Source organism: Listeria rocourtiae FSL F6-920 (assembly GCF_000525975.1).
GTDB classification, from domain to species: domain Bacteria; phylum Bacillota; class Bacilli; order Lactobacillales; family Listeriaceae; genus Listeria_A; species Listeria_A rocourtiae.
Map to the genome: position 1 here is coordinate 83,204 of NZ_AODK01000006.1, position 26,771 is coordinate 109,974.

Below are 26,771 nucleotides of genomic sequence, written 5' to 3' on the forward strand. Positions count from 1 at the left end.
AAATGAAAGTTTTATTTATGGTTTCCTCTTTTCCGGCCTTATCAGAAACATTTATTTTAAATCAAATAACGGGTTTTATTGACCAAGGACACGATATTTCTATCCTAGCGATGACCCGTGCTACTGGGAAAATTCATCCTGATGTGGAGAAATACGACTTGATGAATAAAGTTCAATTTGTAGATATCCCTAAAAATCCAATCGCCAAACTTGTTAAAGCCCTTATGATTATTCGAACGGTCCCTAAAACAGGTATGCGCCTCTTGAATCAAAAAAAAATACGGAAAATTCGTCTGGAGTTTCCGCCCCCTTCTTGTTTACCCCTATTTGAAGGACCAAACAAAGTATGATATGCTTATAGCCCACTATGGATCTAATGGCCTTATTTTAAGTATTTTAGAACAAAATATGGTAGAAAAAAGCTTTACCTTCTTTCATGGAAATGACTTGACTGGGTTTGTGAAGCGCTTTGGAAAAGAAATCTATGCGCCCCTGTTTGAGTCGCAAATAACCTTGTTACCTATCAGTAAGTTATGGCGAGAAAAGCTAATTGATTATGGTGCAAATCCTGAAAAAACAAAAGTTCATCATATGGGAGTCGATCTGACAAAGTTTCAGGAGTCTACATTCAAAAAATCTGACAAAGTAACGCTACTTGTGGTTGGTAGATTAACTGAGAAAAAAGGCATAGATATTGCTATTTCAAGCCTAAAATATTTACTAATGCTCGGCTATGAAGCGGAATTAAGGATCATTGGTGATGGTGAAGAGCGGGAGGAATTAAAAGCCATGACTGAAAATTTAAAAATTGGAAGCTAAAGTTATTTTTGCAGGGTGGTTAAACCAAGAAGAAGTTCATATGGAAATTGAAAAAGCAGATATTATTTTACAACCAAGTCGTACAGCAAAAAATGGTGATATGGAAGGTATTCCGGTTGCGCTGATGGAAGCATTGGCTCGAGGTAAGCTTGTTGTTACAACAAAGCACAGTGGGATTCCGGAACTTGTTCAAGATGGTCATAATGGTTTCCTAGCCCCAGAGAATGATTCCTTAATTTTTGCTGAAAAGATTGCGGATGCTTTGAACATGCCCTTAGTAAACAAAAAAGAACTCATGAAAAATGCGCGTCAAACTGTCATGGAGGAATTTAATATTGATATATTGAACATGCAACTTAGTGAGATGTGCGCAGGTCGTATCGATGCATAGTGGAATAAAACGATTCTTTCAATTTTCGATAGGACCAGTTGTTGGTGCAGCAATTAGTTTTATTACGATTCCGGTAACTACCTACTTTATTTCACCTGATGAATATGGGAAAGCCAGCATGTTCCTGCTCATCCAAATGTTAATCGCTACGTATGTCTATTTCGGTTTTGATCAGGCCTATACACGTGAATATAACGAAACTACGGAAAAAAGAAATTTAATACAAAATGCGATGGTAATACCGCTACTTATTGCTACGTTAATTAGTTTGTTGCTTATTTTCTTTAGGCGCTATATTACAGTCTGGTTATTCGATGAGACAGCTGAGACAATGCTAATTTACTTGCTTGTGATTAGCGTATACACTCTTGTTTTTGAACGTTTTTTCTTGCTCGCAGTTCGAATGGAAGAAAAGGCAAAGCGCTATTCCTTCTTAACAATTATGATTAGATTGATGGTTTTAATGGTAACCTTGCTGTTTCTCTTTTTTGGAACACGGGATTTCACAGTCGTAGTATACGGAACACTTATCGGCCAGATTATGGGAGATATTATCATTATTATTTTATCCACATCTCTTTTAAATGTGAAGAATTTCCGATTGGATAAAAAGCTTATTCGCAAAATGTTTCTTTTTGGTTTCCCAGTATTCATCGCTTTTACTATAGAAGCTATATTTCAGGCAAGCGATCGTTTCATCATTGGGGTTTGGTCCGATTATACTGAGCTAGGTCTCTACACAGCCGCTCTGAAAATCGTAGGTTTATTAAAAATTTTGCAGTCTAGCTTTACTAGTTTTTGGATACCAACAGCATATAGATGGCATGCCGAGAAAAAAGAAATGCATCATTTTCAATGGGTCAGTGATATGGTGACAGGTAGTTTTGCCGTTTTATTTCTGCTTATGTTGCTTGCAAAAAACAGCATTCTACTTCTGTTTACAGATGAGTATGCAGGGATTGTTTATATATTCCCATTCCTTTGTTTCGCGCCGATTCTCTATACTATCAGCGAAACAACAACACTTGGTATCGTGTTCAGTAGAAAGACCTATTTAAATATCTATGTATCTGTCGGGGCGGTTATAACAAATATTGTACTTGCTCTTTGGTTAGTGCCAATTTACGGAGCGGAAGGTGCAGCATTGAGCATAGGGATAGCCTACTTTGCTTATTATCTTCTGCGAACAATGCTTTCTAATCGTGAATGGTCAGGAATTCGCATGAAAAAGCAATTATGTACAATCGCACTTTTGTTTTTTGCTGGGATGTATAATACCTTTTTTACAGATTATATATATATCATTAACAGCGTCTTATTAGGGATTATCATTCTAGTTTATTTACCAATATTCAAAGAAATACTAAGAAGAAGGGGGTGAATGGGAGATGTATTTAAAAACTAGGCGATTATTTGATATTATTATAGCATTTTCCGTACTTTTAGTTTTGCTTATTCCTATGTTTATCGTAGCTTGTCTAAGTAAGTTTTTCATTGGTAATGCCTTGTTTAAACAAGCACGTGTAGGTAAAGATGAACGTATTTTTGTGATTTACAAATTTGCCACGATGAAGGATTTACGAGATGAAACAGGTAATGTACTGCCAGATGAAGAGCGGATGTCGCGCTTTGGGGTATTCCTTCGAAAAAGCAGTCTAGATGAATTGCCACAGTTTTTCAACATTTTAAAAGGAGATATGAGTCTAGTCGGACCACGGCCATTACTCGTTAGCTATTTAGATTTATATACGACTGAGCAAAAAAAACGCCATATTATTTTACCAGGGTTGACGGGATGGGCACAAGTGAATGGCAGAAATGCAATTTCGTGGGAGGAAAAATTTCGACTAGATATATACTACGTTGAAAATATTTCTTTTTGGATGGATGTAAGAATTATTTGCAAAACAATACAGAGGGTGCTATTCAGGGAGGGTGTCTCTAAACAAGGATATGCAACAACTTCTGTATTCGAGAAAATGACTAAAAATTGAGCTATAGGGGGAATGAAGATGGAAATGGACTTCTTTTTCTTTGCAGATAAGCCTGTATTTCAAGAAACAGCAGAATTAGTAGGGGTTAATAAAGTTTGCGGAGAAGATTTATTTATTATTGAAACTGGAGGAGTGAGTCTTTCGTATCAGGTAGATGATGTGGAAATATGGGTAGTGAAAGGTAGAGGGGAAGTTTTTCTACCTGATCATGCGAAAGAAGCTGTGTTTATTGAAGATACATTGCTTTGGAAGATACCTAGAAATACAATTGCACAATACCGAATAACAAGTAACGATTTAGAAAAAATGAAGTGTATAAAGAAAGAGTCATGGAAAAACTATTGTCTGACTAGTAGTTGGAAATCAGCATTGATGGATGTTTGGATTGACGAGTATGTAAATGAACCATCGCTAAAAGAGACAAAAAAGGCGTTTAACAATAATGTATTGCGTAAAATTGAGACTACATTTGATGTTTCTGCAAGTTCGATTAAGCGTTTTATGGCTTCTTTAGGCGAGAATGTTATAACGAGGAGGGACCAACAATTGCACATAGTGGATTTATCAGCACTGTGCAAGTGGATCGAACATAGTTACGATTTTCCAGAAGATAAGAGGAGGAGATTAAATTGAAGGATATTCATTTTGAGCTAATCATCGACAAGGCTGTGAAAAGAGAAATACTAATATTACAAATGTTAAATATGGCAGATACACCTGTAAGCACGTTGGAAATAGCAACGAAATTAGATGTATCCGTAAAAACAATTATTAGTGACTTACAAAATATTGATAATGCGTTGCCAACCGGTCTAAAGATTAAAAAGAAATATAATCTCTACTATTTAGAAAAAGACAAAATAGGGAATGAGGGCATCAATCAATTTATTATCGAGTTACTTTTTGAATCGCCATTATATAAGATTATCAATGCTCTTATACATGGTGAGTGTGTTACTGTGCCAGATTGGGCAGAACAACTGTTTATTTCTGAAATGAGTTTAAAACGATATCTAGCCTCGCTAAAAAAGATTTTAATGGGTTATAACCTTAAGCTGAAATATACACCAAGTATAGAAATTCGAGGCTCTGAAGTAGAGTGCCGCAAATTTTTCTTTGATGTTCTCCATTCTCATAACTCAAGATTTAGAGAGAAAGAAGAGTATGATATGCTCTATTCTGGTCTTATTGAGTATGCTCAAAGTCAAGAAATGAGTAAGGTGAAATTAGATTATCAACGTATTCTGAGTTGGCTCTTTATCGTGGAACATCGCATCCAGGATAGTCATTATATTCAGGTTCCCCAAGAGATAATTTCAGCGGTAACAGATAAAGATTCTTTTAAAATTTTTGCAAACTCGTATAATCATTTTTTGAAATCAGTCTTAAATATCAATCAAGTGTCTGTAGATGAACAAGTTTTTGCCTATGTAGCTATATTGGATACGGTAACATATACAGAACATAGCTCATTTAAAGCCATTAATTACCGACGTTTTGATCAAAATGCGGAAACGGAAATAGAAGCATTTTTGAAACCAGTACTGACTCTCTTTTTTGATGGAATTCCTCTATTCTATAGTGTATTCGAATCATATATATCAAATATTCTTCTTTTAGATAAATTAACGCCATTATTTGAAAAAAACTTAGAAGAGATTAAGGAAATGGTTTGTGAGAATAGCTTGTATATATACAAGCAATGGCTACTCGCGCTGGAAAATTCATCACTAAATATAGTCTATAAGGAAGATGTTGCGACTAGTCTAACAATGCTGACTGTAGCTTTTAAAAATGCGACAGTCAGCAAACAATACCATGTTGCGTTTGTATTGTCAGGAGAATCTACTTATTTAAGCTATCTTATTGCCCTAATCCGACTAAAGATACCAAATGTAAAAGTCAGTTTCCTATTAAACCAAGAACCTGATGCTACTTGGATTACAGACACGGATGTAGATTTATTTGTGGCAAATTTCCCAATGGATACAACGCTAATTGAACAAAGAGTATTCCAGCTATCCTACACACCGTTAGAACGAGATTGGAGAGAATTAAGAGAAATAATAATCAGCTAACTCTTAAAGGATTTTGGCAAAATATAAAGGAGGGGGTGCATAAACATTTTGAGCATAGGAGCCGTGGAACGCTCTTCTGCTTATCAATGGGGAGGTGATTGAACTGATATCGGAGTGCTAATTTATATCTCTTATTCCTAAAACTCTCCATTTTTTGATGTTGAATGAAATAATATATCGCTATATACTGAAAAAGTCGAAAGAAGATGTCAGACAGATTAATTTGGAAACCTTTTATCTTTCGTAAGCTAGTTAAGAAATACAATTTTAAAGGAGCAGAATAAATGCAAAGAAAAATGAAAAAAAATAGCAAAACCCCTGTTAGTAGCTACAATTATTGGTAGTCAGTTGGTAGCTACATTACCGGTTAATGTATTCGCTACAGAAGGCAATATTACAACAAAGGCAGCTGTTACAGTAGCTACTTGGGATACGCTTAAGGCAGCGTTAACTAATACAAGTGTGACTGAAATAGAATTAGGTGCCGATATTAAAATGGGTGGTAACGTCCTAAATGTTACTGGTAACAAAACAATCAGGGGTAATGGCTATACAATTGATGCTAATAAATATGAAATAAAATTAACAACAGCATCAGCAAGTGGGAGAATGGAAAATGTAAATATTATAAATACAGATCATTATGGACTTTTTTGGAGCTCTGCTCAAAACGTAGTAGTTACTTATAAAGATGTGACTCATACTGGTGCCCAGTTAATCTATCTTCCGAAAGGAGAATTGATACTAGAGGGAAATATGAAGAGTACAGTTCAAAGCACAACAAAAACAAGTCCACAAGAGGTATTCCAAGGAAAAAGATTGACCGTGAAATCTGGAGCTAATGTTGACTTTACAGATCATAGTAGTAGTATTGCTGCGATTCGTAGTGCTACATCAGGTGGTGTTATTACAATCGAAAAAGACGCTAGCCTGAAAGTGGTGTCTAATGCACGAGCTATATGCACTGGTTCGGATGCTGTGCTGAACAATTCAGGGAAATTAGACTTAACTTCAAATAATCAACAAGCCATTTACATGGGTGATTCTAATGTTACAATGAATATGCTCGCAGGAAGTCAGCTTAAAGCATTTTCCGGTAGTACTGGACATGAGGCGATTTCTGCAACTAATGGAACGATTAATGTTGAATCAGGCGCAGTTTTTGAGGTTATTGGGTCAGGTAAAGAAGGTGTTGTTCAAACTGGAGCAAACTTAAATTTGAAAGCAGGTTCAAATTTTTCGATTGAGAACAAAAATGCTACTGGACCAGTTTTTGCGGCTTGGAAAGGATCAACAAAGGTTAGCTTTAATTCTAATATAGGTATAAATGCTTGGATTAGAGGTACAGTAGTGGGGACACCTCATCTAAGGTATGATGATACCATTACAGCCTCTTTTGATTTAAAAGGATACCTTAACTCACAAACGATGACCAACCTAGTTACTAATAATAGTGATCTTACTGGAAAATTTTCGAGTGGTAATATTGGGAAAATACAAGGAGGGACATTTGCCAATAACACTTCTGTTGCCCCGCCAGTTATTAATGCATCAGATAGAACAATAACAGTAGGTGACACTTTTGATCCAATGGAGGGCGTATCAGCATTTGATTTTGCGAACAATGATATCACAAGTTCCATTACAGTTGTTCATAGCGCAGTGGATACAAGTAAACCAGATATGTATGGGGTTATATATCAAGTTGTAGATTCTAATGGGAAGAAGACCTCGAAAACAATTACTGTTACGGTAAAGGCGGCAACGAGTAAGCCACCGGTTATTGATGCATCGGATAAAACGATTACGGTAGGATCAAATTTTAACCCGCTAGCTGGGGTAACTGCAGCCGATGAAAAAGACGGGGATCTTACCGATGGGATTAAGGTTACCAAAAACGAAGTGAATAGCGCGTTAGTAGGAAACTATTTAGTGGAATATTCCGTTACTAATGCAGCTGGTTTGACAACGACAAAGACTATTACTGTATCGGTGATAGAGAAAACGAATACACCGCCAGTTATTTATGCGGATAATAAAAGTATCATAGTGGGAAATACATTTAATCCGCTAGAAAATGTAACAGCGACGGATGCTGAAGATGGAAATATTACTAATAAAATCATCGTTGAAAAAAAATGAAGTAAATACAGCATTAGTAGGAACTTATTTGGTAGAATATTCTGTAATGGATTCAGGTGGTTTGACAACACGCAAAACAATCACGGTTACAGTGACTCAAAAAATAGGAAAGCCAGTAATTAATGCATCTGATAGACTTATTGAATTAGGCTCTGATTTCAATCCATTAGAAGGTGTTACAGCAAAAGACGCTAATGGAAATGATATCACTAATCGTTTGGAAGTTTTAGGGACGTCAGTAGATACTTCAAAAGAAGGGAAGTATACTGTTGTATATGCTGTTAGAGACGGAGTCGAAGAAGTTTTTGAATCAATAATTGTTACCGTATCAGCAGATGTTGGGGAGCCAGTTATTAAGGCTGAGGACAAAGTTATTACTATTGGAGAAACATTTAATCCATTAGAAGACGTTTCTGTCGTAGGTTCTAAAGGTCAAACAATTGATGCCGAATTAACGGTGACTTATAATGATGTAAATACAACACGTGAAGGCAACTATAGTGTCAGTTATCTTGCTGTAAATAAATTAACAGGCGAACAAGCAACGAAAACAATCACAGTCTTTGTTACCGAAAAAAATGAGCCACCAGTTTTTCACTTGGATCAGATTATTACGATTGCTCAAGGTAGTTCATTTAATCCATTAGCTGGTGTGACAGCAACAGATATGGAAGATGGTGATATCACCGCAAATATTGAGGTAATTTTAAGCACCGTAGATACAAGCAAGGAAGGTGAATACATGGTTGTTCTATCAGTGAGTGATTCGAAAGGGATGACAGCTAATGCTACGCAGGTCGTTACTGTAAGAGCGAAGCCAGTGATCAGTGTACCGTCAGCAATTGTAAATGCATATGTAGGAGACGATTTTGATTTTCTTAAAGGTATAACAGCGACAGACCGAGATGGCAAGGATATCACGGAAAGTTTGGTAGTCAAGGGTCATACAGTGGATATGAGTAAACCAGGCGTTTATAATGTAGTGTTGGAAGCAACCGATACCTATAATATTAGTGCTAGTGAAATGTATATGGTTTTTGTCACAGAAGCTACTGCTCCAGTGATTGGAGCAACAGATAGAACACTCCAGTTAGGTGATGACTTTAATCCATTAGAAGGCGTAACAGCGACAGATATGAGAGATGGTGACATTTTAGCTAACATCGAAGTCGTAGAAAATACGGTAGATACCTCTAAACCAGGGGAATATAAAGTCGTATATAGCGTTACGAATTCATTTGACCAAACGACAACACTCGAAATTACAGTGAAAGTAGTAGCAGAAGAAACGACGGTACCAGAAGTATACCCAGTCACAGACAAGCAAACGAGTGTTTCTGGATTAGCAGAACCAAATAGTACAATCGTTGTGAAAGTAGGCGACACCGTAATTGGAGAAGGAACTGCAACAGAAACGGGAGCATTTGAGATTGCGATCGACAAGGAACAAGCCGGAGGAACCGAGATTTCCGTTACAGCAAAAGCACCGAAAAAAGTCGAAAGTGCTCCAAAAACAATCACAGTAGAGACGGTAGATTACGCACTAGACGTAGCAGCATTTGATATTGAACGAGACACGTATCTAACTGGTACAACAGGTGCAGACATTAAGGAAGCTCAAGTTTTTGTGAACGATACCCTTGTGAATAAATTAGATGTAGAAAATGGACCAATCAAAGCTTATCTACGTGGTAAAGTTACCTCCATTAAAGATGTAGTAGTAGTCCAAGGATTAAATAGCGACGGAGAAGTTGTAGCATCCGTGAATGTAGAATTGACATTCCAAGACTTTCAATTAACAGCACAAGATTACACAGTAGGTCAGAAAAATATCGCTGGAGAAGTTGGTGAACAAGCAACAAAAGTAGTACTCTATGTCGATGGAGTAGCTGAGCGAAACAGCCAAATTGATAAAGAAACAAACACGTATTCAGTAGCAGCAAATGACAAGGTTACAAATAAAGATCAACTTGTAGAGGTAGTGGCTTCAGAAGGAACTACAGTACTAAAACGTACGAAAGTTAATGTAGAGGATGTTGTAATTCATAATCCACCAGTCATTGAAGCAACAGATAAAACACTGGATTTAGAAGACGATTTCAACCCACTAGAAGGCGTAACGGCGACAGATGAAGAAGACGGCGATATTACAGCTAACATCGAAGTTGCAGAAAATACGGTTGATACCTCGAAAACAGGAGAATATAAAGTCGTATACAGCGTCACGAATTCGTTTGGTCAAACGACAACACTAGAAATCTCCGTGAAAGTAGTGGCAGAAGAAACGACAACACCAGAAGTATACACAGTCACAGATAAGCAAACGAGCGTTTCTGGATTAGCCGAACCAAACAGCACGATTATTGTGAAAGTAGGCGACACCGTAATTGGAGAAGGAACTGCAACAGAAACAGGAGCGTTTGAGATTGCAATCGATAAGGAACAAGCCGGAGGCACCGAGATTTCGGTCATAGCAAAAGCGCCTAAAAAAGTAGAAAGTGCACCGAAAACAATTACAGTAGAAGCCGTAGATTATGCATTAGATGTAGCGAAATTTGATATTGAACGAGATACGTATCTAACTGGTACAACCGGTGCAGATATCAAGAAAGCTCAAATTTTTGTGAATGATACACTTGTGAATAAATTAGATGTAGAAAATGGACCAATCAGGGCCTATCTACGTGGTAAAGTAGATTCAATGAAAGATGTTGTAGTTGTCAAAGGCTTCAATAGCAAGGGAGAAGTTGTAGCATCCGTAAATGTAGAATTGACATTCCAAGACTTCCAACTAACAGCCCAAGATTATACAGTAGGTCAGAAAAATATTACTGGAGAAGTTGGTGACCAAGCAACGAAAGTAGTCCTATATGTGGATGGGGTAGCAAAACGAAATAGCCAACTGGATCCAGAAACAAACACATATATCGTTCTAGCAAATGATCTAGTTACTAGTAAGGACCAACTGGTAGAAGTCGTAGCATCAGAAGGAACAACGGTATTGAAACGCACGACAGTGAATGTGGCAGATAAGCCAGCAAATAGCTATGTTTTAACTGCAACAGATTATACTGTTTCTAATCAGCTCATCTCTGGGGAATACGATGAAGCAGCAACAAAAGTAGTCCTGTATGTGGATGGTGTAGCAGTTCGAAATAGTCAACTAGACCCAGAAACAAAAACGTATAAAGTTGTAGCAAGTGACTTAGTTACGAGTGAAAAGCAGCATGTAGAAGTTGTTATGTCTAAAGGAACAACCGAATTGAAACGTGTAACGGTAAATGTTACTAAAGTATATAACCTAACGGCACAACAATATACGTTAGGTGGCACGTATATTCAAGGAGAATATGACAAAGACGCAACGAAAGTAGTATTGTACATCGATGGTGTTGCTAAGAAAAATAGCGCATTGAACACAGCTGACTTAACATACAAAGTTGATGTAACGAATCTTATTACAAGTTCGGATCAATTGGTAGAAATGGTTATGTCTAAAGGCACAGAGGAATTAAAACGGTTAACTATTGACGTAACAGAATAATAATGAAATTGCGACTTGTATGTAGTCAAGGAAAATGCAAATAGAGGATCTTAAGATAGATCCGAACGAAGCTCTTCTGGAATAAAAAATACGTATCGAAAATCTGAAATTAGATTTTTGATACGTATTTTTTGAACTTGTGATGTGGTGGTGTTGGTACAAAAAAAGGGGAAAAATATTTTTCATGAAATTCTAATCTGAATCACAGCTACTTTTTTTCTTTAAGATGTAATATGAATGTATAAGCTAACAACAAGCAAATCCATTTCATACTTTTCCCCTGAAGTTTGAAAATGTTAACTCCCTTTTTGACCGTCGCGGTTACTCCCTTTTCCGCGGTGGTTTTTTTGTGTGCTAAAAACATGTCTGATAAGGATATACCAGTATAAAATGGTCCTGAAATATGGTGTATATGTACTAGCTTATTAATCAAGAACTATTCGAAAAACAAAATTTCAAATTAGAAGATGCATCGACAACTAGGGAACTAGCGAAATCTAAAATATCAACACTTATAATACATGGAACGAGAGATCAGCTATTTCCTGTTGCTATGGCACGGGTGAATAATTTTGTGAATAAATTTATCAAGTGCAAAAACTAGTTTAAAGTTGTAGAGATGTTGGTCTCGAAGTATCAACGGAACAAAATTTCCCATATGATAAGGCGCTCAAGGAATCATTTTATAAAATACTAAAGAGAGCCTATCCATGATGCCAACTTTGACAATTCTGAACAAGCTCTATTAGAAATATTTAAATATATCAATCGGATACACTCTTCTTTAGAGAGTGAAACTCAGATATTCTCCTTATGCTCTCTGAAACGGCGAATACTATGATTTAAAACTTCTGAAAGAACAAGGCCTGCTGCAATCGCGCCAGCAACTAAGGCGACACGAACAGAGAATGAAATAGCTTCGAGATAATCACCAAGCACGAAGTTTCGAACGGCTTGATAGGCGAGTCCACCGGGTACAAGAGGAACGATGCCAGGAACGTTAAAAATGGTAACAGGTAACCTTTTTGATTTAGCGAAAAAGAAGCTGGCGATGGCAACCACAAAAGCACCAGCGAGCGTACTCATGGTCGTACCTGCGTCAAGATGCATTAAAATCCAATAAGTCATCCAGCCAAATGTACCCGTTAGACCGCATTCAATGAGTGATCTGCGGGGGACATTGGTGATGATTGCGAATGCGAGCGTGGCTAGGAAACTAAAAGCCAGCTGCATGAGTATAGTCCAAAACATTTTATTTTACCTCCTAGCTTGTGCCGTATTTGTTGAGGCTAAACGGGCTCAATCAGCGCTTTGTGTAATCCGGCTTCCAGAGCCAGCCTCTTGGAAATTTCGTGACCTCCGCAAAAACCAAAGGAGGGTTTTCACTGCGGCCTCTATGTTGTGGTTCTTAAGTAGCGTATTTTGCTGTTTTAGAACCACAATACAAGTGTGAACAGCGTGAGCATTTGTTCCATCTCCAGCACCCAGTTTGTCGAGGCTAACGGGCTCTGTCAGCACTTTGTTTTGTTTTAACCAAAGAATCGGAATACAACAGCAATCCCGATTCCAATCGTTCCGGCTGTTATTAGTGCCTCTGTCCCGCGTGCCATACCAGATAACAGGTGTCCTGCTAGCAAATCTCGTACAGCATTTGTAATCGGCACGCCTGGCACGAGTGGCATCACACCTCCGATAATCATCTTATCTAGACTCACGCCCCAGCCAATTGAAATTGTCAAAACGGCCAATAATCCAACTGAAAAAGCGGCTAAAAACTCGGCTAGAAATTTTACTTTGAAAAATTCTGTCCCGTAATAAAAAATCACAAATCCAATCGCGCCAATAATGCACGTCGTCAGTAAATCCTTCCAAACGCCACCAAAAATCATCATCAGGGTTCCACTAACAACTGCTGCTGCAACAATCTGCAACCACACAGGAAAAAATTTCACTTCTTTATCCAGCGCTCGTAATTGCGTATATAATTGACCTAATGTAATCTGCTTCATTGTAAATTCACGCGACAAATCATTGACTTTAGAAACTTTCTCCAAGTTAATCGTTCTCGCAGGTATCTGTTCCATTTTTACGGTAGAACCGCCGTGCAGAGCCATAAAAATGCCAGTCGGTGTCACGAAGCTAATCCCCTTCATCTCCGAACCAGCCTCAGCAATCCGACTCATTGTATCTTCCACGCGGTACATCTCCGCACCACTTTCCATCATAATTTTTCCGGCTAATAAACAGGTATCTAGCAAAAAATCTTGAGGAGTATCTTCCATCATTCTGACCTCCGTTCTATCTAGTCACTAATCCCATCCTAACGCAACTACAGCGATTTTTCTAGTCAAAATAAAAAGATTTTTTCGAAATACGATTCTACGAGGCGATTTGAGGGTAAATATCTGTTAGTATGAACTATGTGGAACATTACTTAAAAAAGGAGTTTTGGCAGATGAGCAGTATTGAATATGAAATTGTTGAGCATATTGGTGTTTTGTCGGAGAATGCAAAGGGCTGGCGCAAAGAGGTTAACCTCATCAGTTGGAATGGGCGCGCGCCGAAATATGATATTCGTGATTGGTCACCAGGCAATGAGAAAATGGGCAAAGGTCTGACACTCACGGAGGAAGAGTTTAAAAAAATCGCTGAATTAGCGAAATAACGGGGGAATTGTTTATGTTTGCATATGATATTTATGAGCCGATTGATCGGAAGGTAGAAGGTAAGTTTCCGACCATCTTTACACTTCACGGTATTGGAGCAGATGAACTAGATATGCCGGGTACGCTGGAGCCCGTCATGGATCGTTTTGTGATTGTTAGCATCCGTGGTAGTGTGCAACAAGGGCCTGGTTATTCCTACTATAAACCGGTATTAGACGGTGAACCTAGTGAAAAGACGGTTTCATATGCAGCAAACAACGTTCACGAATTTATTGAAATGATTTTGAAGCAGTACTCATCAATCGATCGGAAAAAATTATATCTATTTGGTTTTGATCAAGGTGGAATTGTTGCCATGACTGAGTTTGTAAAAAAATGGCGGAATGTATCACGGAGGCGTTTTTCTAAGCGTGAAGTTACCCACTTTTTTAGAAAATGGACCGAAAAACTTATTATTAAAGTCCAAGCGTATTTTTATAGGACATGGCACAAAAGATCCGCTTATTCCAGTTACAGAAGGTGAGCGGACGGCGAAATATTTTGAAAGCTTGAGTGACGATGTGACATTCCAGACTTTTGATGTGATGCATAATGTTAGTGAAGAAGAATCAGAAACAATCTTAGAGTGGTTTTTGAAAGAGGAAGTAGATAATCCAACTGTGAAGAAGGAAAATAGTTAAACAAACATGGAGGTACAGGATGAAAGCATTAGGCTTTACAGAGTACGGCGAACCAGAAGTATTTGAAGAATTAGAATTACCGAAACCGAAAGCAAGTGAGAAAGGGCTAGTAATCAAGGTTTTAGCGGCCGGCGTGAATCCTTACGACGCTTTGTTACGATCAGGTGCGATGCAAAAAATGCGCCCACTCGAGTTCCCGATTATTCCAGGAAGCGATATTGTCGGTGAAGTTACCGAGGTAGGCTCAAAAGTGAAAAATTACGCAGTTGGTGACGTCGTGATTGGTCATCCAGCAATTGGTGGTTACAGCGAATACGTTGCAACACCGAGCTATAACGTCGTGAAAAAGCCCGAGGAAATGAGCTTGGAAGAAGCTGCCGGACTCTCATCAGTCGGGATTACGGCTTACTATGCACTACAACTTGCTAAATTGAAAAAAGGCGAAAAGATTATCATTCTCGGTGCATCAGGAGCAGTCGGTTCCATTGCCGTCCAAATCGCGAAAGAAAAAGGCTATAAAGTGATTGGTGTGGCTAGCAGTAAAAACGTGGACTATGTAAGTGCACTAGGGGCTGATCGCGTGCTCTCCTACGATAAGGATGATTTATCCAAAGTATTGCACAATAAAGTGAATGTTGTGTTAGATACGAGTTTTGGGGGAAAAGCAGCAGCAGAAGGGCTACAGTATGTGAAAAAAAGGCGGACGTTATGTGTCGCTAACAAGTTTACCAGAAAATGCGGAAGAGAAGAAAGTGAAAGCAATCCGCATGAAGCGCTCGAAAGATATGAAGGACAAAGAAGCATTAAGTTACTTAGCTGATTTGTATCGCGCGCATAAACTGCAACTGAAAACAGCGGAAGTACTGACATTCGATTTAAGAGGCGTGATTGGGGCGCACCAGTTAATTGATAAAAAACAAGTGGCTGGGAAACTGATTTTGAAGTAAGGAAATGGTAAAAGAAGGTAGAGATTATGTTACCTTCTTTTTTGTAATCTTTAATTAGTGCAGCATTTCGCCTAAATATAAACCACTACAAGCTGCGTGTGATAGGGAATGCGTGACACCAGAACAATCCCCGATAAAATAAAGGCCAGAAACGTCAGACTCGAAGCTACTATTTGTTTGTATTTCTGGTCCAAAATATTTCGTATCGTAGCAGTATAATAAGGTATTTCCATCTATTTTAGACTGCATATTTTTCTCCAAGCAATGAAGAAAATCTAGCGTATCTTCCAACAAATCAGCTAAAATGATGTTTGCTGTGGTATCTGATTCGTACGGTACAGTTTCCTGAATGACCTTTACGGGCTCAAATTTTGAGGACAAGGAGTGGAGAGGGTAGCCAATGATTCTATCACGATTTTGGTTGATTTTAGCGAACAAAGTATTGAGATAAGTGTTCATCTGTGATTCATTGTCGAAATAGTAAGGACGAAAAAGTGTGAAGTTTAGGTTTTTACTCGGTGCTTCTTCTCGGCAGTTTTGTCCCTCAGGTGTGACCCGCCCATACAGCCTTCTTTTAATTACTCTTCCGTAGTTGTTCATACAATAACTATATAGATCACCCTTTTTCATTTTTACTTCTAAATGATTTTGTAGTAGCGAATCGAATGTTTCGCTTAAAGTCTCGATGCGAAAGCCGATATCCACTCGGTTATTTTGAGATACAAGTCCTAGTTCAGCCAAGCTCCTATCAAGAGCTTGATTCTTTTTTGAACCGGTGGCGACAATGACCTTTTTTGCGTGAAAAATATGATTTTCTGATGTTGTGACGCGAAATGCACCATCTTGTTTATCGATTCCTGTCACTGCGTTATTGAAAAGAAAGTCTACTTTATTGGCCAGGTAGGTAAAGATGTTATGGTAGACTTCTTTGGAAAGCGCGGTACCTAAATGTTTTGTAGGACACGCAAGGAATTTTATAGAGGAATTGCTTTGATTATTTGCGAGGGATTCGTATGTTAGGGCAGATTTCGCACCAAATGTATCGATGATTGATTCGACTTCTGACAGGTATTTAAGGACTAATTCTTCTCCGATTTTACTACTTAAATTTCCACCTAAATCAGGAGAGAAGTTATATTTTCCTTCTGACAAGCCTAGACCACCAAAACCGGAAGTGGAGGCTTTTACAAGACGAGATTCTATACTAGGTCCGGAATCAATGGTGAGGATTTTTTGATTAGTATGTAGCTTTAACATGGCGAAGGTACTGCTGACGCCAGAGCCGATTATTATTATATCGTACATGTTTTTGACACCTCCTTATTAATGTTAACTTATTTTATTTTTAGGTTAACATATTTAAGGAGACATTGCAATGCTTTTTGAAAAGCAGTTTAGCAATTATGGAAAGCAAGCATTTTATTTAGAATGCCTTATTTTAAATGCATGTGTATAGAAAAACAAATATATCCATGTCATTTTTGTGAACGTATTGGAAATTTATGAGAAAATATCTTAATTATTAGATGCGAGCAGTGCCAAATCTATTGTATGATAGATTTGTTAGATAATAGTATCTACATAGTAAAAAGTAAATGAGGTGATGATTTGAGATTGAAGGCTGTGTGCGAACTAAGTGATGAACAATTTCCACTAAATTTCAGACGTAAAATTTTGATGGTTATTAAAACAGGTATTGAGCGATCGCATCCAGAGATATTTGAAGAACTGTATGGTACCAATAGACCAAAAGATTTTACATTCTCTGTCTACTTTAAAGAGGGAATATTCGGAAAAGAAGGTATCGTTGTAAAAGGGAAACAATTAATTATTAATTTTTCAACGGGAAATTCTGAGTTAGCCATTGTTTTTTATAATGCATTTGTTAGTTTAAGAAATAATCCACTGAAAATTACAGAAAATTGTGAGTTAACAATTCGGCGAGTGGATATCGTTAAGGTTCCTCCAGTAGTAGAAGAAAGTATAATATTTAAAACGCTTTCACCGATTGTTTGCCGAGACCATAATAGAGAAACATTCAAAGATTGGTTTTTTAGTCATGAGGACGAGCAATTTGTATCACTACTAAAAAGGAATTTATTGATTAAGATGCGGGATAAGTATGTTGATTTTGTAGAAAAAGATATCGAGGCAATGAGGATTACTCCATTGAAAATGAAGAAAACAGTTGCTTTACATTATGATATTTCTATCGTTTGTTCTATTGGACTTATTGAGGTGGAGGCACCAAAATATTTGTTGGAAAATATGCTATCAGATGGGATTGGTTCGTTAGGTGGAACAGGATTTGGAATGGTTACTCAAGCATAGGAGGTGAAAATATGAGAGAAATTGAATGTCGAGCAAATGATTTTCTCTTCAACTCTGGACTTGTTGGACTTATCAACATTGTTGGTAAAGAAAATATTAGGATTGACGGGCAGAGTATCTTTTTCGATGTGAGGCTATTATTCAGGAAGTCAAAGAAGCATATACGAAGATAGATCAAATTATTACATTTTGTGATAGTGAACAAGGTAAGAAATATTTAGCTTCTAAAAATGTAATTTATACCATAATTAACAATGGATGGGATGACGTTTCGTTTCTGAACCCGCAGACGAAGGAGAGGGATGTGTATGTGGATTATCGGAAGACATTTATACTACCAGTAGAGAAATATTTTGAGATTGATAAGATAAATTTGAAGCATAATTGCTTTACTTGCAACAAACCTATAAAAAAAGATAAATTTACACTTAGTTTTTTTGAATAGTATTGGGTTTGATGTTGGAAAGAAATCTTCTCATGTATGGAATTTTTACAATGATGTAGAAATTTGTGCAGTTTGTAAACTAATCTATTCCTGTGTCCCAGCTGGATTCACGTATGTTTACAATAACGGGATTTTCATCAATGATTCGGTGGATATTGACACGCTATATGAGGTTAATAAAAAAGTTAGAAATGAGATTTTGCAACATCATGGGGAAATTTCGAATGCGGCTAGTCCTTACCGCGCTTTGATTGAAGCGATAACGAACCAGATGGAGGATAAACGGCATTATGAATTAGCGGATATTCAGATTGTTCGTTATGAAAATGATACGTACCGGTTTAATATTTTGTCGAAACGGGCGCTAAATATTTTTCACGAGTCTAAAAATACTTTAAAAGCTATTCAAAAATGCGGTTTTAAAGAAGGAAATCTGAACGTTAATTTTTATCAGGAGACGGTTCGGCGGTTGATGAATAATGAGAATTTATTTACATGTATTCATAAAACGATGTATTTGAAGGTGACGAATGTAAGCAATACCTATTATCATATGGGACATATTCAAAGCTTACTCGAAATAAATACGAATTTTTTAAAGGAGATAGAGGCGATGACGGAAATTTCGAATAAACAAATACGTTATATTAGCGCACGCGGGAACGACTTCCAAGAAGAATACCCAGAAAACAAGCTAGCAGGCTTTACTCACCAGATCCTTAATTCATTAAAAACAAATAATCGTGCTACATTTATGGACGTTCTTTTGAATGGTTATTCTTATATTGGAAAGCCAATTCCAGACTTTTTCCTAAATAAATTTACAGATGATGAGACATTTAAAACTATTGGTTGCGCTTTCGTTATTGGGGTAAAAAGTTCAACAATAGAGAATTATAATGTTTGAATTATATCGGACAGTTAGGGGTTCCGGTTCATATTTTTAATTATTACGGGTTTTATAGCGGGAGTTATTATCCACGTGAGGCTAATGTTTCTGGTGAGTTGTTAGTGGCACAGGTATCGCACTATGCGGATGAGTCGCGGCGACAAGAGGTGGCAATGCAGTTTGTGGAAAGTGCTTCTTTTAACATTTTGCGAAACTTAAGGTACTACCGGCAGCGCGGGAAAGATGTGGATGCTGCGATGGATGAGATTAAATCGTTGCGCAAGAGAATTTTGAGAACGCAAGATATTCAAGAATTGATGGGAATTGAAGGAAATATTCGCAAAGTGTATTATCGCGCGTGGCAGGTGATTATTAATCAGGAAATTGACTTTGAGAAGCGAGTAAAGCGTCCGCCGGATAACATGATTAACACGCTAATTTCTTATGTGAATTCACTGTTGTATTCTAGCTGTTTGACGGAGATTTACAAGACGCAGTTGAATCCTGCTATCAGTTATTTGCACAGTGCCTGTGAGCGTCGATTCTCACTTTGCCTTGATATTTCAGAAGTTTTCAAGCCACTAATAGCGGATCGATTGATTTTTAGTATGTTAAATAAAAATATTATTACAGAAAAAGATTTTGAGAAAGAAGCTAATTTTTGCTATATGAAAAAAGAGGCACGACAGAAAATTTTACAGGTATATGATATTCGTATGAAGGAAACAGTGAAGCACAGAGATTTGGGGCGTAATGTGTCGTATCGGCACCTGATTCGGCTAGAATGCTATAAATTAATCAAGCATTTGATGCATGATAAGAACTATGAAGGCTTTAAGATTTGGTGGTGAAGGGGATGTATATTATCTTGATTTATGATATTGCACAAGATAATGGCGGGGCTAAAGTTTCGCGAAATATTTTTAAGATTTGTAAGAAGTATTTAACGCATGTGCAAAAATCAGTTTTTGAGGGTGAGATAACGCCAGCCTATTGGCAAAACTACGAATAGAATTAGACAAATATATACGTGACGAAGAAGATTCCATCATCGTATTTTCGAGTCGACAAGAACGCTGGTTAGAGAAGGAGTTCTGGGGCGTTCCAGATGAAAAAACGTCCAATTTTTTCTGATACGTCTAAAATCTGTCGACCTCCGGTAGCGTAAAACTATAGGAGGTCGACAGATTTTTGTAGATGATTGGGGGAGAATAGGTTTGATAGATTTGAAGCAGATGACAAAGTAAATCGGAGGTAGAAATAGTGGATTTTAATAACGGTCGACAGATTTGGGGTTATGAGGTATTATGGGAGTAGGGCTGAAAAAGCACGGGTTTTTATCTAAGTAATGTGAAATGTAAATTAAAACGGGAGCAAACCGCGCACTCGGCCATCTTCGTTTTTATCTAATTAATTATAAATCTCTTTACTAAGTTGAAAATACATAGAAGAAAGTGGGATGAACATGTGGGCTCTCGTAAGCTTTGCTATGATAATAATTGTTATTCTATCCATTATTCCAATGACTATTATTGGAATTCAAAAAATGAACAAGGGCCAGCTGAACAACTATTTTGTGCATCGTATAGTAAGCGGTCGAATATGGCGCCATATTAAAGATGAAAATACAGTTACTGTTTTGAGTTTTACAGTAAAATGTTTTTTGCTGATATCGTATTTCTGTTTAATGGTTGGGATTTCAATTTTGCTTGTAGGGCTGATAGGAACACAGTATTGGAATTGGTATATCTGGCCTAGTCTGATTTGTTTAGCTTTTTGTTTTGTCGCTGTTGTATTTCAAGTCTTAGCAAACCGTACATTCAAACAAGACTGTGCAAATCTTGACATCACAGCATAAAATAAAAAGAACCTCCAATCAAGGCATTTCTATACGCCACGATTGGAGGTTCTTCTCATTTCACTTCTAAAAACAAAACTTTCAAATAATCGCCTTCTCTAAAACTACTCTGTGTCACAAAATCGGCTGGTAGTGTAAATTGCTCAACAATCTTGTATTCGCGTCCTTGATTCTTAAACGCTCCTTGCACTACTTGCTTGAATTTATCCATCCCATACCCGGCATAGTTGGTTGACGCGATAATAATGCCATTTGGGTTTGTAATCGCGATGCTTTCTTCCAGTAGTTTTCCATAGTCTTTTGCAACGCTGAATGTTGTTTTTTTCGTACGAGCAAAACTTGGCGGGTCTAAAATCACCATGCCAAATGCCAATGCTTTTCGGTTCGCGTATTTGAAGTATTGAAAAACGTCTTCGGCCATGATAGTGTGCTCGGCTGGATCAAGTTTGTTCACAGTGAACTGCTCGCGGGTTTTCGGAATGCTACGATTGGCCACGTCAACATTAGTTGTATGTATGGCACCACCGAATGCAGCGGCAATGGAAAAGGCTCCAGTGTAGGAAAATGTGTTCAATACGGTGCGTCCAGCGGCATATGTATCGCAAATCGTTTTGCGAACGTCGCGTTGGTCAAGGAAAATGCCAGTCATCGCGCCATCGTTTAAGTAAACCGCATAATTGATGCCATTTTCTTTAACGATAAGCGGTTCGGGAGCAATGTGGCCTTCCAAAAAATCATCGCTTTCTAAGTATTGACCTTTTGCATCAAAGCGCCGTTTTTCATAGATACCAAGCGTGTTAATCGCCTTCTTGAGGGCTGCTAGTAAGGTGGACTTCCACTTATAAATTCCTTGGCTATACCATTGCAAAACGAGAAAGCCGTCGTAATAATCGATTGTCAAGCCACCTAAACCGTCACCTTCGCCATTAAAAATTCGAAAGGCAGTAGTGGTATCATCATTGAAAAAGACTTGCCGTTTCACGAATGCTTCTCTAAAAAGTATCGTAAAAAAAGCTTCGTCCAGTGGCTGTTTTTCATCGTATGTGAGAATCCATCCAATCCCCTTATTCTGGTTTCCGTGATAGCCTTTTGCGAGGAAACGGTTAGATTCATCGACTAAACGCAGAATTGTGCCTTCTTCTATGTCGGGCATGGTTACCAAAGCTTCTTTTGTAAGCAATGGATAGCCTTTTATGTAGCTTTGAGCTGATTTTTTCTTTATTTTAACGGTTATTTCATTCACAATTTTCATCCTCATTTGTAAAGTAGTAACTCCACTATATCATAAAATAATCCGTAGAGATAGCGAGCATGTGATACAAAAAAGCAGAATAATTATCCTTACCCATTGACGAGGTTGGGACAATTATTCTGCTTTGTTTTATTTAGAAATTAGCCACTTTACCATAACCAACAAGGTATCTAGCCCAGTAACCAGATGACACATTATCAATTTTAACGCCATCGTTTTGTGCGTTAATCATTTTTCCGCCGCCGATATAAATACCAACGTGGGCAATACCGCTACCATAATCAAAGAATACTAGGTCACCAGGTTGTGCTTGGCTCGCGCTGATTTTTGTGGAAGCTGCATATTGAGATCCAGATGTACGCGGAATGGAAATGCCTTGTTTTGCAAAGACATATTTCGTATAACCAGAGCAATCGAATGTTGATGGCCCATTACCGCCCCATGAATAAGGCTTCCCAAGGTGTTTCTCCGCTTCGTTCATTAGTGCGCTGAAACTTGCAGTACCAGATGATGAACTGCTACTACCAGTATTGGAATTGTTATTGGAGTTACTAGTGTTGGAGCTTGAATTCGAGTTGCTGTTATTTGTATTGTTCGATGGTTTGCTAACGCTTGGTGCTGTTCCTTTTACTTTCAAAACATCGCCAACTTGTAGGTTATCGCTTGTTGCGTTATTTAGAGCTTTCAAGTTAGAGACCGTTGTGCCAAATTTTTGTGCGATTGTAAAGTAAGAATCGCCGCTTTGGACGGTGTAATTAGATGTGTTGGAAGTATCAACAGCTGGCTTGCTCGGTTTGTTGACGTTCGTTGTTGGTTTTGTGTCTGGTTTCGATACTTCTGGTGTCACGGCCGGTTTCTCTGTGTCTGGCTTGTCCACGGTTTCTTTCACTGGTGCAGAACCTTTCACTTTTAAAACATCACCGACAACAATAGTATCATCAGTTAGGCTGTTGATTGCTTGTAAGTTTGCTACGCTTGTGCCGAAAAGTGTTGCAATTTTAGAAAGCGAGTCGCCAGCTTGAACAGTGTATGTAGATGCATTTGTATCTACTTGAACGACTGGAGTCTCATCTTGTTCCACTTTTGGAGGTGTAACAGGAGCTTTAGTATCTTCTTTAACTTCTGATTCTGGCGCTGGTGGTGCAGTTTCTGTAACGGTTTCCGGTGCTTCATCTTTCACAACTGGAGCTGTTACTTCTTCTTTTTCAGTCTCTGGTGCAGGAGCTTGTGCTTTGCTTTGATCGACTGCAAGTGTTTGACCAACGTAGATCGAAGAGGAAGATAGATTATTCCATGCGATCAAGTTCTGAACGGATACGCCATATTTGGTTGATAAAGCCCAAAGTGTGTCGCCGCTTTTTACTGTATGTGTTGTCGCGTTTGCTGTAACTTCTTGTTCGACAGCAGGTTGTGTTACTTCTGCCTCCGCTTTTGGTGCGACTGGCGCTTCTGTTTGCTGCTCGGTTACTTCTTCTTGAACTGGTGTAGCTGGTGTTGGCGCTTCTTGTTGTTCTACAACGGGAGCGGTAGCAGCTGCGTCAGACAGGTATTTACCATTGACATAACCGGATTTTCCGTCTTCGTAAACGACCTTACTCCAGCCATTTGCTTCGGTTGTTTCAACAGTGACTTGTGTGCCACCTTTAATGGAAGTAATGATTCGATTATCAACGCTTGGACCTTGTCGAACGTTAAGCCATGTCGCGTTGACGGATTTCTTTGTTTCCTCAGTAAGTTGCGACACCTCTAATTTCTGACCTGGGAAAATGGTGTCCGAAGTTAGTTTATTTGCCTTTTTAATAGAATCAACGTCTGTACCTGCTTTTTGAGCGATTCCCCAAAGTGTGTCGCCTGCTTGTACGATGACCGTGTTTGCTGATGCGATAGTTGGTGCTGCGAAGGCTGTAACTGCGATTCCAGCCGTTGCCGTTGCGATTGCCGCCTTTTTCATATCTTTAAAACTCCTCTCTTACTTTTCGTTCTAGGTTTTTCTTTTTTTTATAATACATACTCATGTAATACCCATTCTACGTGGAATTAATTTAAATTACAAATACAAAAATAGGCTTTTAAAGGTGTTTTATGAACACGCGGGTGTTTCTGTAACATAGCTGTAAAGAAGAGAAATCAGAACGCATGTTTTATAAAATCAGAGAGCGCATGAGCTTGGGAAGTAGCCGGCCAACTTTAGGCATCATAGCTTTAGCAAACTTGCGTATGACGAAACCTATTGGTAATTTGCAACAGAAAAATTTAATCAAATTGTAACAATTGCTTCTCGAAGCTTCTAACTAAACATTAACTAGTACGAAAATTCTTCTGTGAATGCCTTGGTTTTGCAACACTTTCTAGGTTATAATGGGAGAGGATTAGGAGGCATAAAAATGGCACAATCATATGAGGATCGAAAAATAGTGAAGGCTTACCGAGATTTAGCTCGTGAGGTAGTGAAGCGGGAAGACCTATATAGATTAATGGATCAGTCGGCGCTCAGGGAGCAGACACAACATTGGTTGCAAAAGTTTAAGGAACGTGAAATCACGGAGCGAGATCGAATTTATATTTTTACACTTGTGAGAGAGGCTGCACGGAGAGTTGTCGGACTTGAGGCTGTAATGGTTCAGTTAATCGGGGCTTTCGTACTTGGGGACGGTAAAATCGCGGAGATGAAGACGGGGGAAGGGAAGACGCTCGTATCTTTATTTGTCATGTACATAGAAGTTTTGCGGGGAAATAAGGTTCATCTAGTGACGGCGAATGAATACCTAGCTAAGCGTGACCGTGAGGAGATTGGACGTGTGTTGGAGTACTTAGGACTGTCTGTCGGTTTGAATGTTTCTGGGCTTGAGAAGGAGCAGAAGCAGGCAATTTATAAAGCGGATGTTATCTACGGTACGGCGTCGGAGTTTGGTTTTGACTACTTACGGGATAACATGGTGCGTCAAATGGAGGACAAAGTGCAGACTGGGCTCGATTTCGTACTAATTGATGAGGCGGACTCGATTTTGATTGATGAGGCACGGACACCGCTCTTGATTTCAGATCGTAAAGAAGAGGATTTAACGCTGTATGAAATAGCGGATACGCTTGTGCGGACGATGTTGACGGATGATTATGAGGTCGAAGAGAAGAAGCGTTTTGTCTGGTTGCATGATGCTGGTATTGAGAAGGCAGAGCGTTTTTGGAAAATTGATTCGTTGTATGCAGAGGAAAATCAGCCATTGCACCGTATTACAACATTACTTTTACGAGCGCATTTTTTGATGCATAAGGATAAAGATTACGTTGTGTTGGACGGAGAAGTTTTGATTATTGATCCACACACGGGCAGAGCTTTGCCGGGCCGGCGATTTAATGATGGTTTACACCAAGCGATTGAGGCTAAAGAAGGCGTGGAGGTTCGCGAGGAATCACGGACATTGGCGACGATTACAGTACAGAATTATTTTCGGATGTACAAGAAGCTCTCAGGCATGACCGGGACGGCGAAAACAGAGGAAGAGGAATTCCGTCATATTTATAATATGGATGTTGTGGTAATCCCAACGCATTTACGAGTGAACCGAGTGGACAATAAGGACGAAGTTTTCTATACGCGAGAGCAAAAAGGAGAAGCAATCGTGTATGAAGTCTCGGGTCGCTACGAGCGAGGACAACCGATTTTGATTGGGACGTCTTCGATTAAGAGCAATGAATGGGTCAGTGAGTTACTTACAAAAGCAGGGATTCCGCATCAAGTGTTGAATGCAAAAAATCATGAACAAGAGGCGGAAATTATTGCGCGCGCTGGAAAACGTGGCATGGTAACACTGGCGACAAATATGGCAGGGCGCGGTACAGATATTAAGCTTGACAAAGGTGTCTATACGCTTGGAGGCTTAGCTGTGATTGGGACAGAGCGCCATGAAAGTCGCCGTATTGATCTACAGTTGATGGGACGTTCTGGACGGCGTGGGGACCCAGGCTTTAGTAAGTTTATTTTGTCGCTAGATGATGAATTAGTGGATCATTACGATAACAAACGTTGGGAAAGCTATATTCGCCGCACGAAGCAAAAATACAATTTTGATGATAAGCCTGTTCATTCACGAAAAGTACATCAGCTTGTGATTGAGGCGCAAAGACGTTTGGAAGGTTCGAACTATGATATTCGGAAGAGCTTGCTTTCGTATGATGAGGTCATTGATATTCAACGCAAAAAGGTATATGAAGAGCGGGATCGCTTGCTAAGTATCGATAAATTAGGCGCTTTTTCAGAACGAATTTTACGAGAAGTGGCAGAAGACGTTTTTTCAGAGCGTGAACCAGATTTAGACGCTCGTTATGCCAAAATGGGTGAGCTGCTAGGCGGGACAAAATTTCCAGCCTCGTTCGATCAAGTTACGTTGATGTCACAAGAAGAAGCTACAGAGGCCTTGATATTTTGGCATCGAAAACAACGCATGAAATTCCCAGCCGGCACCATTAATCAAATCGAAAAAGAAGTATATTTGAATCTGCTGGATCAAATGTGGGTCGTGCACTTGGATCAAATGGTACAACTTCGCGAAGGCATTCATTTGCGTGCTTACGGTCAACAAGATCCGCTCGTGATGTATCAAAAAGAAGGGGCAGAACTATTTAACAAGTTCCAAGATCGCTATCACTTCTATTTTGCGCACGCATTGCTAGAACTTGATCCAGAAGGACTCGTGGTCGGTTAAAATAGAAATACGTGATATTCCAAGGGATTACT

The 26,771-nt window shown here is 38.6% G+C and carries 24 protein-coding genes; 19 read left to right on the forward strand and 5 right to left on the reverse strand.

Annotated features, from left to right (window positions below; translation table 11 throughout):
• The first annotated feature begins 2 nt into the window (after positions 1-2).
• The 9 genes from PROCOU_RS16270 to PROCOU_RS02555 all read left to right on the forward strand — a co-directional run bounded on the left by PROCOU_RS16270 (position 3) and on the right by PROCOU_RS02555 (position 10,968).
• The gene (locus tag PROCOU_RS16270) at positions 3-350 is read left to right on the forward strand and encodes a hypothetical protein (protein ID WP_051994111.1); all 348 of its coding nucleotides are present in this window, start codon (positions 3-5) and stop codon (positions 348-350) included.
• A 1-nt stretch (position 351) separates the two neighbouring features.
• Positions 352-819: a glycosyltransferase gene (locus tag PROCOU_RS18750; RefSeq protein WP_051994113.1), complete on the forward strand. Its 468-nt coding sequence runs from the start codon at positions 352-354 to the stop codon at positions 817-819.
• Positions 809-1,210, forward strand: a complete 402-nt coding sequence (locus tag PROCOU_RS18755) for a glycosyltransferase (RefSeq protein WP_051994115.1) — start codon at positions 809-811, stop codon at positions 1,208-1,210. Before PROCOU_RS18750 ends, PROCOU_RS18755 begins: the two co-directional genes overlap by 11 nt.
• Positions 1,203-2,591: a lipopolysaccharide biosynthesis protein gene (locus tag PROCOU_RS02530; protein ID WP_036069458.1), complete on the forward strand. Its 1,389-nt coding sequence runs from the start codon at positions 1,203-1,205 to the stop codon at positions 2,589-2,591. The genes PROCOU_RS18755 and PROCOU_RS02530 overlap by 8 nt, the downstream gene beginning before the upstream one ends.
• Before the next feature lie 7 nt (positions 2,592-2,598).
• Positions 2,599-3,204 carry a sugar transferase gene (locus tag PROCOU_RS02535; RefSeq protein ID WP_036069459.1) on the forward strand — a complete coding sequence of 202 codons (606 nt, stop codon included), beginning with the start codon at positions 2,599-2,601 and terminating at the stop codon, positions 3,202-3,204.
• An 18-nt stretch (positions 3,205-3,222) separates the two neighbouring features.
• Positions 3,223-3,837 carry a hypothetical protein gene (locus PROCOU_RS02540; RefSeq protein ID WP_036069461.1) on the forward strand — a complete coding sequence of 205 codons (615 nt, stop codon included), beginning with the start codon at positions 3,223-3,225 and terminating at the stop codon, positions 3,835-3,837.
• On the forward strand, positions 3,834-5,282 hold the full coding sequence (locus tag PROCOU_RS02545) for an AcpB/EbpR/MafR family transcriptional regulator (protein WP_036069463.1): 1,449 nt from the start codon (positions 3,834-3,836) through the stop codon (positions 5,280-5,282). The genes PROCOU_RS02540 and PROCOU_RS02545 overlap by 4 nt, the downstream gene beginning before the upstream one ends.
• A gap of 348 nt (positions 5,283-5,630) precedes the next feature.
• On the forward strand, positions 5,631-7,424 hold the full coding sequence (locus tag PROCOU_RS16285) for an immunoglobulin-like domain-containing protein (protein ID WP_051994118.1): 1,794 nt from the start codon (positions 5,631-5,633) through the stop codon (positions 7,422-7,424).
• A complete protein-coding gene (locus PROCOU_RS02555; RefSeq protein ID WP_036069465.1) occupies positions 7,384-10,968 on the forward strand; it encodes an immunoglobulin-like domain-containing protein in 3,585 nt (1,194 codons plus the stop codon). The genes PROCOU_RS16285 and PROCOU_RS02555 overlap by 41 nt, the downstream gene beginning before the upstream one ends.
• Positions 10,969-11,766: 798 nt before the next feature.
• Here the strand turns inward: PROCOU_RS02555 and PROCOU_RS02560 are convergent.
• Both PROCOU_RS02560 and PROCOU_RS02565 read right to left on the reverse strand, forming a co-directional pair.
• Complete coding sequence (locus PROCOU_RS02560; protein ID WP_036069466.1) at positions 11,767-12,219, reverse strand: threonine/serine exporter family protein; 453 nt, start codon at positions 12,217-12,219, stop codon at positions 11,767-11,769.
• A 278-nt stretch (positions 12,220-12,497) separates the two neighbouring features.
• Positions 12,498-13,250, reverse strand: coding sequence for a threonine/serine exporter family protein (locus tag PROCOU_RS02565; protein ID WP_036069467.1), 753 nt, complete (start codon positions 13,248-13,250; stop codon positions 12,498-12,500).
• A gap of 173 nt (positions 13,251-13,423) precedes the next feature.
• Here PROCOU_RS02565 and PROCOU_RS02570 point away from each other — a divergent pair, with 173 nt between their 5' ends.
• The 5 genes from PROCOU_RS02570 to PROCOU_RS18015 are packed head-to-tail and all read left to right on the forward strand — an operon-like array spanning position 13,424 to position 15,261.
• Positions 13,424-13,633: a YdbC family protein gene (locus PROCOU_RS02570; RefSeq protein ID WP_036069468.1), complete on the forward strand. Its 210-nt coding sequence runs from the start codon at positions 13,424-13,426 to the stop codon at positions 13,631-13,633.
• A 14-nt stretch (positions 13,634-13,647) separates the two neighbouring features.
• Positions 13,648-14,157, forward strand: a complete 510-nt coding sequence (locus tag PROCOU_RS17965; protein WP_051994120.1) for an alpha/beta hydrolase — start codon at positions 13,648-13,650, stop codon at positions 14,155-14,157.
• Positions 14,045-14,314: an alpha/beta hydrolase gene (locus PROCOU_RS17010; protein WP_159101175.1), complete on the forward strand. Its 270-nt coding sequence runs from the start codon at positions 14,045-14,047 to the stop codon at positions 14,312-14,314. The genes PROCOU_RS17965 and PROCOU_RS17010 overlap by 113 nt, the downstream gene beginning before the upstream one ends.
• 19 nt (positions 14,315-14,333) lie before the next feature.
• Positions 14,334-15,134, forward strand: coding sequence for an NADP-dependent oxidoreductase (locus PROCOU_RS02580; RefSeq protein ID WP_208855796.1), 801 nt, complete (start codon positions 14,334-14,336; stop codon positions 15,132-15,134).
• Positions 15,067-15,261 carry a hypothetical protein gene (locus PROCOU_RS18015; protein WP_244266210.1) on the forward strand — a complete coding sequence of 65 codons (195 nt, stop codon included), beginning with the start codon at positions 15,067-15,069 and terminating at the stop codon, positions 15,259-15,261. The genes PROCOU_RS02580 and PROCOU_RS18015 overlap by 68 nt, the downstream gene beginning before the upstream one ends.
• A 54-nt stretch (positions 15,262-15,315) precedes the next feature.
• Here PROCOU_RS18015 and PROCOU_RS16290 read toward each other — a convergent pair whose 3' ends face one another.
• Positions 15,316-16,566 (reverse strand): NAD(P)/FAD-dependent oxidoreductase, encoded by a 1,251-nt coding sequence (locus tag PROCOU_RS16290; RefSeq protein WP_051994126.1) that lies wholly within the window; start codon positions 16,564-16,566, stop codon positions 15,316-15,318.
• Positions 16,567-16,869: 303 nt separating this feature from the next.
• Here PROCOU_RS16290 and cas6 point away from each other — a divergent pair, with 303 nt between their 5' ends.
• From cas6 to cas2, 4 genes are all read left to right on the forward strand, one after another.
• Positions 16,870-17,592, forward strand: a complete 723-nt coding sequence (gene cas6 / locus PROCOU_RS02590) for a CRISPR-associated endoribonuclease Cas6 (protein WP_036069469.1) — start codon at positions 16,870-16,872, stop codon at positions 17,590-17,592.
• A 437-nt stretch (positions 17,593-18,029) separates the two neighbouring features.
• A complete protein-coding gene (cas8a1, locus tag PROCOU_RS16295; RefSeq protein WP_051994130.1) occupies positions 18,030-18,944 on the forward strand; it encodes a type I-B CRISPR-associated protein Cas8b1/Cst1 in 915 nt (304 codons plus the stop codon).
• Positions 18,941-19,777: a type I-B CRISPR-associated endonuclease Cas1b gene (gene cas1b, locus PROCOU_RS02595; protein WP_077913301.1), complete on the forward strand. Its 837-nt coding sequence runs from the start codon at positions 18,941-18,943 to the stop codon at positions 19,775-19,777. Before cas8a1 ends, cas1b begins: the two co-directional genes overlap by 4 nt.
• Before the next feature lie 5 nt (positions 19,778-19,782).
• Entirely contained in the window at positions 19,783-19,938 is a 156-nt protein-coding gene (gene cas2 / locus PROCOU_RS18195) for a CRISPR-associated endonuclease Cas2 (RefSeq protein WP_243832119.1), read from the forward strand.
• 901 nt (positions 19,939-20,839) lie between these two features.
• Here the strand turns inward: cas2 and PROCOU_RS02610 are convergent.
• Both PROCOU_RS02610 and PROCOU_RS19450 read right to left on the reverse strand, forming a co-directional pair.
• Positions 20,840-22,030 carry a class I SAM-dependent rRNA methyltransferase gene (locus tag PROCOU_RS02610; protein WP_036069648.1) on the reverse strand — a complete coding sequence of 397 codons (1,191 nt, stop codon included), beginning with the start codon at positions 22,028-22,030 and terminating at the stop codon, positions 20,840-20,842.
• A gap of 139 nt (positions 22,031-22,169) precedes the next feature.
• Entirely contained in the window at positions 22,170-23,987 is a 1,818-nt protein-coding gene (locus PROCOU_RS19450; protein ID WP_036069471.1) for a LysM peptidoglycan-binding domain-containing protein, read from the reverse strand.
• Between the two features lie 433 nt (positions 23,988-24,420).
• Here PROCOU_RS19450 and secA2 point away from each other — a divergent pair, with 433 nt between their 5' ends.
• Positions 24,421-26,739: an accessory Sec system translocase SecA2 gene (gene secA2 / locus PROCOU_RS02620; protein ID WP_036069472.1), complete on the forward strand. Its 2,319-nt coding sequence runs from the start codon at positions 24,421-24,423 to the stop codon at positions 26,737-26,739.
• The last annotated feature ends 32 nt before the right edge of the window (positions 26,740-26,771 follow it).